The organism is Oscillibacter sp. CAG:155, from assembly GCA_000436875.1.
GTDB lineage: Bacteria > Bacillota > Clostridia > Oscillospirales > Oscillospiraceae > Oscillibacter.
In genome coordinates this window covers 3,306-12,668 of sequence record FR890918.1, presented here as the reverse complement: position 1 = coordinate 12,668, position 9,363 = coordinate 3,306, and the positions used below count along the sequence as shown (strand labels likewise).

At 62.2% G+C, this 9,363-nt stretch carries 9 protein-coding genes, 1 other RNA gene and 1 pseudogene; 1 reads left to right on the top strand and 10 read right to left on the bottom strand.

Features of this window, described 5'->3' with window-relative positions; translation table 11 throughout:
* Positions 1 to 93: 93 nt before the first annotated feature.
* The 6 genes from QZL67_RS06515 to murD all read right to left on the bottom strand — a co-directional run bounded on the left by QZL67_RS06515 (position 94) and on the right by murD (position 6,173).
* Positions 94 to 351, bottom strand: coding sequence for a hypothetical protein (locus tag QZL67_RS06515; protein WP_022289936.1), 258 nt, complete (start codon positions 349 to 351; stop codon positions 94 to 96).
* A 343-nt stretch (positions 352 to 694) separates the two neighbouring features.
* Complete coding sequence (locus QZL67_RS06510) at positions 695 to 1,354, bottom strand: YitT family protein (RefSeq protein ID WP_022289935.1); 660 nt, start codon at positions 1,352 to 1,354, stop codon at positions 695 to 697.
* Positions 1,351 to 1,791, bottom strand: coding sequence for a MarR family winged helix-turn-helix transcriptional regulator (locus QZL67_RS06505; protein ID WP_022289934.1), 441 nt, complete (start codon positions 1,789 to 1,791; stop codon positions 1,351 to 1,353). The genes QZL67_RS06510 and QZL67_RS06505 overlap by 4 nt, the downstream gene beginning before the upstream one ends.
* A gap of 195 nt (positions 1,792 to 1,986) precedes the next feature.
* Positions 1,987 to 4,014 (bottom strand): NAD-dependent DNA ligase LigA, encoded by a 2,028-nt coding sequence (ligA, locus tag QZL67_RS06500; protein WP_022289933.1) that lies wholly within the window; start codon positions 4,012 to 4,014, stop codon positions 1,987 to 1,989.
* A 14-nt stretch (positions 4,015 to 4,028) separates the two neighbouring features.
* Positions 4,029 to 4,616: a sporulation protein YunB gene (yunB, locus tag QZL67_RS06495; RefSeq protein ID WP_022289932.1), complete on the bottom strand. Its 588-nt coding sequence runs from the start codon at positions 4,614 to 4,616 to the stop codon at positions 4,029 to 4,031.
* Positions 4,617 to 4,796: 180 nt separating this feature from the next.
* A complete protein-coding gene (murD, locus tag QZL67_RS06490; RefSeq protein WP_022289931.1) occupies positions 4,797 to 6,173 on the bottom strand; it encodes a UDP-N-acetylmuramoyl-L-alanine--D-glutamate ligase in 1,377 nt (458 codons plus the stop codon).
* A 143-nt stretch (positions 6,174 to 6,316) separates the two neighbouring features.
* On the opposite strand from murD, the gene rnpB reads away from it, so the two are divergent.
* An RNA gene (rnpB, locus tag QZL67_RS06485) (RNase P RNA component class A) lies at positions 6,317 to 6,669 on the top strand.
* Positions 6,670 to 6,768: 99 nt separating this feature from the next.
* Here the strand turns inward: rnpB and QZL67_RS06480 are convergent.
* The 4 genes and pseudogenes from QZL67_RS06480 to QZL67_RS06465 all read right to left on the bottom strand — a co-directional run.
* On the bottom strand, positions 6,769 to 7,200 hold the full coding sequence (locus tag QZL67_RS06480) for a DUF6291 domain-containing protein (RefSeq protein WP_022289930.1): 432 nt from the start codon (positions 7,198 to 7,200) through the stop codon (positions 6,769 to 6,771).
* Between the two features lie 398 nt (positions 7,201 to 7,598).
* Positions 7,599 to 8,336, bottom strand: a complete 738-nt coding sequence (locus QZL67_RS06475; RefSeq protein WP_022289929.1) for a YebC/PmpR family DNA-binding transcriptional regulator — start codon at positions 8,334 to 8,336, stop codon at positions 7,599 to 7,601.
* Positions 8,337 to 8,342: 6 nt separating this feature from the next.
* Entirely contained in the window at positions 8,343 to 9,131 is a 789-nt protein-coding gene (locus QZL67_RS06470; RefSeq protein ID WP_022289928.1) for a Nif3-like dinuclear metal center hexameric protein, read from the bottom strand.
* Positions 9,109 to 9,363: pseudogene (locus QZL67_RS06465) on the bottom strand (SAM-dependent methyltransferase); the annotation flags it as partial. The pseudogene QZL67_RS06465 and the gene QZL67_RS06470, both read right to left, overlap by 23 nt.

The window sequence follows — 9,363 nt, the reverse complement described above, 5'->3', positions numbered from 1 at the left end:
GACCAGTGACCTCCCGCCGCTCAAGACAACAGCCCCCGCCGCCGGATGATTCCGGCGGCGGGGGCTTATTGCTGATTCAGAATGTTGGGAGGCTCAGCCGGCCTGAGCGGCGCTGCTGCTCATCAGGTCCGCCACCAGGTTCATCAGCCGGGCACGGTCTTCACGCCGGTCGGCGAACAGTTCCAGATCGTCACCCTGCTCCGCGATGAGCTGACCCACCGCGATATAGCGGGAGAGAGAAGACTTCAAATTGAAAATGTCTCCCTCTGGGCTTTGCAGGTACACACCGCCCTCACAGGACTCCACAACTTTCAAAAACTCCTGGACATCTGCTTCGGAACGCAGTCTCATTGGAAAGACATCCTTTCTTTATAGATTTGCAGTCGGGGTTCCCGACCGCGTCTATAAAATATCACGAGACAACGTCGGCTGTCTATGGAAGATATGGATAAGGTTTCCTCATTCATCGGTGTTGTTTTTTTGCAACCCGCACAAAAATGCAGAACTTTTTCACCATTTTGTAACACATGTAATCGTTTTGCTTTCTAATAAACGCAATTTATTTGAGGAAATACGTGTCTGTGGCAGCTACCGTTTCCGCTTTTGGCAGCGGGTCCGCTCCGCTTTGGCGAAGAGCAGCGGGCATGAAAAATCCCCGGAGAGACGTCCGCCCCTCCGGGGTACTTTCGATGCTTTACAAGACCGCCCGCTCCAAGGCCTTCATCAGCGGCTGGAACCGCTTGGTGATCTGTCCCACCAGAACGGCGGCCGCCACCGTGCCCTCCCGGACACCGTCCAGCTGACCCAGGAACAGCAGCGACAGCACGATGGAAATGCACACCAGTGTAATGTCAAAGGCCATCTTCATGTTGCCGAACTTGACGGGAAACACCTTGCAGATAGCCAGCACGATCCCCTCGCCTGCCGTAGTGACCAGATTGGCCATGACCTCCACGCTGACACCCAGGGCGATGAGGACAATGCCCACGGCGCACAGCAGCCACTGCTGCAGGTAGTTCCCGGCGGGAAGGGGCGCAAGCACCGCCTCCGCCACGTCGATCATCACGCCGAACAAAACGGCGGCGGGGAATTGCAGCAGCTGGAACCACTGGTACTGTTTGCGCAGAATCCCGATCTGGATCAGCACAAAAATGAAATTCATAATAATAGTGGTGGTACCCACGGACAGCCCGGAGATCCGGGCGGTCACATAGGGGACGCTGGAAATGGGCGACGTCCCCAGCGCCGCCTTGATGGAAAACGCCACGCCGAAGGCCATGATGATGAGTCCCGCACACAAAAACGCCAGCCGCCGCACCGGATGGGTGCACCGCTTTCCCGCAGATTCCGTCATGTCTCTTTCTTCTTCCCTTCGCTTTGAGATTGCATGGTAACGCACAGCTTGTCCAGCAGCTCCCGCAGGCGGTCTGTCTCCTCTGCCGTCGGCCCCTCGGCAGCAGACGTCTCCGCGCTGCAGAAAACATCCGTCATGCGGTTGGCCGCGTCCAGACCCTTCTCCGTCAGGGAGACATAGAGGGAGCGCCGGTTCCCCGCCTTCTGCCGCCGGAGGATCAGGCCTCCCTCCTCCATGCGCAGCAGAATACTGCCCACTGTGGCGGGCTCGATCTCACAGTAGGCCGCAATGGTCTTTTGGTCGCTCTCCCCGTGGTGGAGCAAAAACTCCAGCACCTTGGGCTGTCCGGGCGTCAGGCCCAGCTTGCCCGCCCCTGACAAAATCCTGCGGGAAAGCATCGCATTAGATTTCATCAGCAGATAATGCAGACTCTCCATAAAACCGCCTTCATAATAAGTATCATTACAATAACAATCCTTATCATAATCCCTTTTTTCAAAATGTCAAGGCCCCTCCCGGGGGCCAGGCAAAGAAAACGGCAAGCCAGCGCCCCCGAAGGGACGCTGCCTGCCGTCAACTATCTGAATCTGAAAAATTTACCTGTCAGCCGCCCGGCTGCACCAAACCAGCCGTCACGCCTGGGGGCGGAACAGTGCCTCCACAGCTGCGGGCTCCCCCTCTCCCTCACCGATGAGGGTCAGGAACTGGGCCTCGTCGATCACCGGCACCCCAAGTTCCTGGGCCTTGCGGAGTTTGGAGCCGGCGGCCTCACCGGCCACCACGCAGCTGGTCTTTTTGGACACGGAGCCGGACACCTTGGCCCCCAGGGCCTCCAGCTTTTCTCCAGCCTCCTTCCGGGAGTAGGCGGAAAGCTCCCCCGTCAGCACGAAGGTCAGCCCGGCGAACCGGTCTCCCACCGGCTGGGCGGTGCTCTCCAGATTCACCCCGGCCTCCCGGAGCCGGCGGATCAGGTCCTTGGACTGGTCAGCCGCCAGATACTCCACCACGTACCGGGCGGTGATGGGGCCCACGTCTCCCACCGCCGTCAGCTCCTCCTCCGTAGCGGCGGCCAGGGCGTCCAGACTGCCGAAGTGGGCGGAGAGGACCTGTGCCGCCTTGGCGCCCACCTGGCGGATACCCAGGCCGTAGAGGAGCTTTGCAAGGTCGTTGGCCTTGGAGTTCTCAATGGCCCGGATCAGGTTCTCCGCCGATTTCTCCCCCATGCGGTCCAGCTTCGCAACGTCTGCGGCGTGGAGGCTGTAAAGGTCTGCCGCATTCCGGACCAGGCCGCTGTCCACCAGCTGCTGCACCACCGCCGGGCCAAGGCCCTCGATGTCCATGGCGTCCCGGCTGGCAAAGTGGGTCAGGTTCCGCAGCAGCTGGGCGGGACATTCCGCACCGGTGCAGCGGATGGCGGCGCCGTCCGCATCCCGGCTCACCGGCGCCCCGCACACGGGGCAGGTATCCGGAAACACGTAAGGCTTGGCGCCCTCGGGCCGCTTGGACACGTCCACCTCCAGGATCTCCGGGATGATCTCCCCCGCCTTCTGGACCAGCACGGTGTCGCCCACCCGAATGTCCTTTTCCGCGATATAATCCTGGTTGTGCAGCGTGGCGTTGGTGACGGTGGTGCCTGCCAGACGCACCGGCTCCAGCACCGCCTTGGGGGTCAGCACACCGGTGCGCCCCACCTGGATCACGATGTCCAGCACCTTGGAGGGCTTCTTCTCCGGCGGGTACTTGAACGCCACCGCCCACTTGGGGAACTTGGCCGTAGAGCCAAGTTTTTCACGGTCCGACAAGGAGTTTACCTTCACAACCGCTCCGTCAATATCAAAGGGGTATTCCATCCGCTGGTCGTTGATGCGGAAGATCTCCGCCTGCACGTTGCCGATGCCGGTGAGGGTCTTGTGGGGAATGACCTTGAAGTGCTGCGTAGCCAGATAGTCCAGCGTCTCGGAATGGGTCAGAAACTCCTTCCCCTCCGCCAGCTGGAGATTAAAGACCTGAATGTCCAGCTTCCGCTCCGCGCAGACCTTGGGGTCCAGCTGCCGCAGGGAACCGGCGGCGGCGTTGCGGGGATTGGCCATCAGGGGCTGGCCCCGCAGCTCCCGCAGCCCGTTGAGCTCCTCAAACACCGCCCGGGACATATAGACCTCTCCCCGGACAATCAGCCGGGCCAGCCGCTCCGGCAGCGTCATGGGGATGGAGCGGATGGTGCGGAGGTTCTCCGTCACATCCTCGCCCACCCGGCCGTCGCCCCGGGTTGCACCCCGGACGAACACGCCGTCCCGGTACTCCAGCGCCACGGACAAGCCATCCACCTTGGGCTCCACGGAGTAGGCCGTGGAGCCGCCCAGCTCACTGTCCATGCGCTCGCAGAACTCCGACACCTCTTCGTCGTTGAACACGTCCTGCAAGCTCTCCAGCGGCACCGGATGGGAGTAGGTCTGGAACCCCTCCAGGATCTTGTCGCCCACCCGCTGGGTGGGGGAATCCGGGGTGATCTCCTCCGGGTGGGCCGCCTCCAGCTCTTCCAGGCGGCGGTTGAGGCGGTCGTACTCGTAGTCCGGGATGACCGGCGCGTCCAGCACATAGTACAAATAGCTCTGCTGGTTCAGATACTCCCGCAGCTGCTTCATTTCCTCACGGTAATCCATGGGTTTTCCTCCGTTTAAGATCCATTGAGAATATAGTCCTTGGTGTCCTCCAGATACGTGTCCGGCTCCGTGGCAAAATACGTATAAGTATCCGGCACGGCGCCCACGATCACGGTCTCCGCCACGATGAAGGAGTTGGACACCTTTGTGGCGGTGGTAAAGCCGGGCAGCAGGATGCTCACCGACACGTCCACCGTCAAAATGATCTGATGCTTGGTCTGGTTGATGCCCGCGGAGACGAACTCGTTGTGGAAGTTGGCCTCCGAGGAGCCCACCGACTCCATCCGCACGCTGATCCGGGGCCCCCGGCCCGCCAGCAGGCTGAAGCCCGTCAGCGTTCCCACGGGGATGGACAGCTCCCGGGCGGACACCTGGTCGATCCGGGTAAGGATGGTGTCCAGAATGTCCGCCTGCAAATGGTTGAATGCGGCCATGTTGCTGCGCACCGCCGTGATCTGCCCCGTCTCATCCTTTTCAAAGGTGACCAGCCCGTCGTAGCGGATTTCCCCGTCCTCGATGGCCTCGTACACGGCCTCGGAGACGATCCGGGTGACGGTGTTGGACACCTTGGTGGTGGCAAGGCTGGCCAGCAGCGGCCGCATCTGCACGGCGGACGGCGGCGGTGATGACCAGCGTCAAAACGCCCACCACCACCGACAACGCCAGCGCCCGGACCAGCATCCGGCGGTCCATCCGGCGATGGCGGTAGAAAAAGCCAGGCCCCATACGATTCCCCCCTTTCCCGCCATCTTATGCGGGAAAAGGTTGGCCACATGAACGGCTCAGGGCAGGGCGTTGACGATCTGCTTGAACACCCGGCCCCGCTCCATGAAGTTGGCAAAGCGGTCAAAAGAGGTGCTGGCGGGCGAGAGAATCACCACATCCCCCTCCACAGCACGGCTGTCGGCAATGGAGACGGCGTCCTGGTAGTCCGCCACGTCGATGATCTCCAGTCCCGCGTAGTTGTCCGCCTGCTCCACCGCCTGCCGGATGACGCCGGCGGTGGCCCCGCACAGCAGCAGCAGCTTCACATGCTCATTCACTACCGGGCCCAGCGGCGCGTAGGAGATGCCCTTGTCCTTGCCGCCGGCAATCAAAATCACCTTTTCCGGGAAGGAGTTGAGCCCCGCAATGGTGCGGCTGGGACTGGATGCGATGGAGTCATTGTACCAGCGGACGCCCCGGCGGGTGCGGATCAGCTCGATCCGGTGCTCCACGCCGCCGAAGGTCCGGGCGAAGTCCCGGATCATCTCGTCGGGCACCAGTCCGTCCACCGCGGCGATGGCGGCCAGGTAGTTTTCAATGTTGTGGACCCCCGGCAGCTTGATATCCCCGGTGTCCATCACCGTCCGCTCCTGCCCGTTGCTGCGGGCGATCACCGCCGTGCCCCGGAGGAACACGCCATCGGCCACCTCCCGCTTCCGGGAGAACAGCCGCACCCGGCCCGGCGCCTTGGCGGAGAGGGAGAGCGTCTCGTCATTGTCCGCATTGAAAATCGCAATATCCTGCGCTGTCTGATGTGTAAAGATATTTGCCTTTGCAGCAATATACTCTGCATAGTCCTTATGGACGTCCAGATGATTGGGCGAGAGGTTGGTCATCACGGCGATGTGGGGGCTTTGGGTCATGGTCATGAGCTGGAAGGAGCTCAGCTCCAGCACCGCCACGTCCCCCGGGGCGATGGTGCCCGTCTCCGCCAGCAGCGGATGGCCGATGTTGCCCCCCAGGTGCACCGTCCGCCCCGCCCGCTTCAAAAGCTCGGCGATGATGGTGGTGGTGGTGGTCTTGCCGTCGCTGCCCGTGACAGCGATCATCGGGCAGGGACACACCTGGAAAAACGCCTCCATCTCAGAGGTCAGCTTGCTGCCCCGGGCCACGGCCGCCGTCAGCCCCGGTAGGTCCGGCCGCATGCCGGGGGTGCGGAAGATCAGGTCCTGGCTGAGTCCCTCCAGATACCCCTCTCCCAAGTGCAGCCGGCAGCCCTTGGCCTCCAGCTCCCCGGCAATGTCCCCCAAGGCCGCCCGGTCCTTCTTGTCGCAGGCGGTGACGTCCACTCCCCGCTCCAGCAGCAGCTGGATCAGCGGGCGGTTGGAGACGCCGATGCCCATTACGGCCACCGTCTTGTCTCGCAGGGAATTCAGATATTCCTCGAAATCCATGGAATCGCTCCTTATCGGCTCCGCCTTCCGGCGGGAATTTTGCATACGACGAAATTATACCGCAAGCAGCGGAAAATTACAACGCGGCGGGTCAATTTTCCGCCGTTGACATTTCTCCCGCGTTCCTGTACAATAGATGGGCATGAGTAAAACAGGCAGTCGCGTGGGCAGGCCGAAAGGCCGTCCATGAGGAAAGTCCGGGCTCCACAGGGCAAGGATAACGGGTAACGCCCGCCGAAGGCGACTTCAGGAAAAGTGCAACAGAGAGATACCGCCGTCAGGGCTTGCTCTGGCGGTAAGGGTGGAAAGGTGCGGTAAGAGCGCACCCGACGGCTGGAGACTGTCCGTCGATGTAAACTCTATCCGGAGCAACACCGTGGAGGAAGCACATGGCCGGCCCGGCCGCTTCCGGGAGGTGGCTTGAGCGTATCGGCAACGGTACGTCGAGATAGATGACTGTCAAATACAGAACCCGGCTTACAGTTTTGCTCGTGCCAAGACATGGTCCCGGCTGCGTGATCCGCAGCCGGGACTTTTTCCGTCCGCTCCCCGGTCGCTGGGCACACCTTCTCCCGCTGTCCCTGTTTTTCCGCCCTCAGATGCCGGGCCACGCTTCCGGTCCGCCGTCTCCGTTCTCCCGGGCCGCATCGTTGCGCAGATCCATCACATACTTCCGCATCCAGCTGTTGTCGTTCTTCTCCGGCGGCTTTTCCCGGCGGCGTGTGCCCTGTCCATCGGACTGAGCCGCCATCCGGTTCCGGGCCGCCTCCTGGTAGCGACGCTCCTTCTCCTTCCAGTGCACGGTGTCCCTCCGGATGGTCTTTGCAATGAACTGAAAGGCCATCCGGGTCTGCTCCGTCAGCCCCGGCACCTGGTCCGCCAGTGCCATGGGCTCCGTGGGTTCCCGGTCCTCCGCGATGGCGTAGCGGAAGAGCAGGGAGAGCAGCTCCCCCCGCTGGTCCGACGGCAGCTGCTCCACACAGGGAAAATCATCAAAGTACAGCACAAAGCTCTTTTTATGTGCCAAAGTTTCTCGTCCTCCTTTTCCGGTAGTTCCGTCGTTTACGGGGATAAGCAGCGCGGCTCTCCTCCCATGCCCGCCGGTGTGCCCCGCCCGGGCTGCTCCCCCGCTGATACAGTCTCCCATCCCCCGCCGGATGCACGTTTGCGTGCAACTCCCTGCAGAATTTTGCAAAATTTATCCGTTAGTGTAAGTGCTAGTGTTATTGTAAGTGTTATTGTTATTGTAAGTGTTAGTGTAAGGGACAGTGCCCGCTTTCCCCCGCGCTCCGGCCTGAGCCGGCCGGGGCTGCGGGCACAAAATGAACAAAACAAAACTTTTGTTGAATAACCGTGCCAGACAAGGCCGCAAAAAAAGCGGAGACGGTTTCCCGTCTCCGCTGATTTGCATCGGATACAGACTGCTCAGTCGTTATCCCAGTTGTGCCAGACGTTCTGGACGTCGTCGCTGTCCTCCAGCATGTCGATGAGCTTCTCCATGTTCTTCACGTCGCCTTCGGTGGTGAGGGTGATGTAGTTCTGGGGCACCATCTCGATCTCCGCGTTGACGAAGCTGTAGCCCTTGGCCTCCAGAGCCTTGACCACGTCGTTGAAGGCGTCGGGATCGCAGGTGATCTCCAGCGCGTCCCCGTCGGCCTCAAAGTCGGCGGCGCCGGCCTCCAGGGCGTCCATCATGACGGTATCCTCGTCCAGCTCGCCCTCGGAGTTGTCGATGACGATGACGCCCTTGCGGTCGAAGGACCAGGATACGCAGCCCTGGGCGCCCATGTTGCCGTTGCACTTGTCGAAGGCGTGACGGACTTCGGGAGCCGTCCGCTGGCGGTTGTCGGTCAGGGCCTCCACGATGACAGCCACGCCGCCGGGGCCGTAGCCCTCATAGGTGACGGCCTCGTAGTTCTCAGTGCTGCCGGCGCCCAGTGCCTTGTCGATGGTGCGCTTGATGTTGTCGTTGGGCATGTTGACGGCCTTGGCCTTGGCGATGACGGTGGCCAGGCGGGAGTTATTGTTGGGGTCGCCGGAGCCGCCGCCCTCTTTCACGGCCACGATGATCTCCTTGGCGATCTTGGTGAAGGCGGCGGAACGCTTGGCGTCCTGTGCGCCCTTGGTCTTTTGGATATTATGCCATTTGGAATGTCCGGACATGGTTGTTTACTCTCCTTCTACGTAATACTGGATGACTTCCCGGTGGGAAGTGGATTTTGTGACCCGCAGTTCCGGGAAATGCTCGCTGAGATACGCCAGGAGTCTGGCGCAGACGGGGTCCTCCGTGGGAAAGTGGCCCGCGTCGATGAGGTTGATCCCCTTCCCCGGCGCGTCCAGGAACTGATGGTACTTCAAATCAGAGGTGACAAAGGTGTCGCACCCGGCGGCCAGGGCCGCAGCCTCATACTCGCCGCAGGCACCGCCGCCCACCGCCACCCGGGACACCATACGCCCGGCGTCGGCGTAGCGGACGCCGTTGGCGCCCAGCGTGCGGCAGACAAAGGCGGCAAACTCCGCCAGAGGCATGGGGGCGGGCAGCGTACCCACGCGGCCGATCCCGTCCCCGCTCAGTGGCCCAGGGTCCTCCAGCCGCAGTACCTGGGCCAGGGCGTCGTTGACGCCCCCTCGGGCAACATCCAGGTTCGTATGCATGCACACGGCGGCGACATGGTTCTGCAGCAGCGTCAGCAGCAGACGGCCCTGGGGATTGTCGGGCCGGAGGGTCTGCACCGGGTTCCAGTTGCAGTTCATCACCGGATGGTGGGAGACGATCAGCTGACAGCCCGCGGCGATGGCCTCCTCCGCCACCGCCTGGGTGATATCCAGCGCCACCAGCACCCGGGAGACCTGGGCCTCCGGGTCTCCCACCAGATGGCCCACGTTGTCCCACTCCATGGCGCCCTCTCTGGGGGCCAGGGTGAACAGGGACTCTTCAATTTCCCGTACCGTTGGCATGGCGCCACTCCTCTCTCATGGACAGCAGCGCGGTCAGCACGTCCCGCAGCCCGTCCGCTTTTTCCCGGTCCTCCGGGCGGCTGGAACGGGCCAGGCCCGCCACCGCCCCCTGGAGCCGGAGAATCTTTTCAATGAGGTACCGGTCCCCCAGAGGGTCCTGCACCACCCAGGTGCCAGCCCACAGCTGCCCAGGGGTCAGCGTCTGCTGGCCCGCCGTGACTCCCATGGCGGG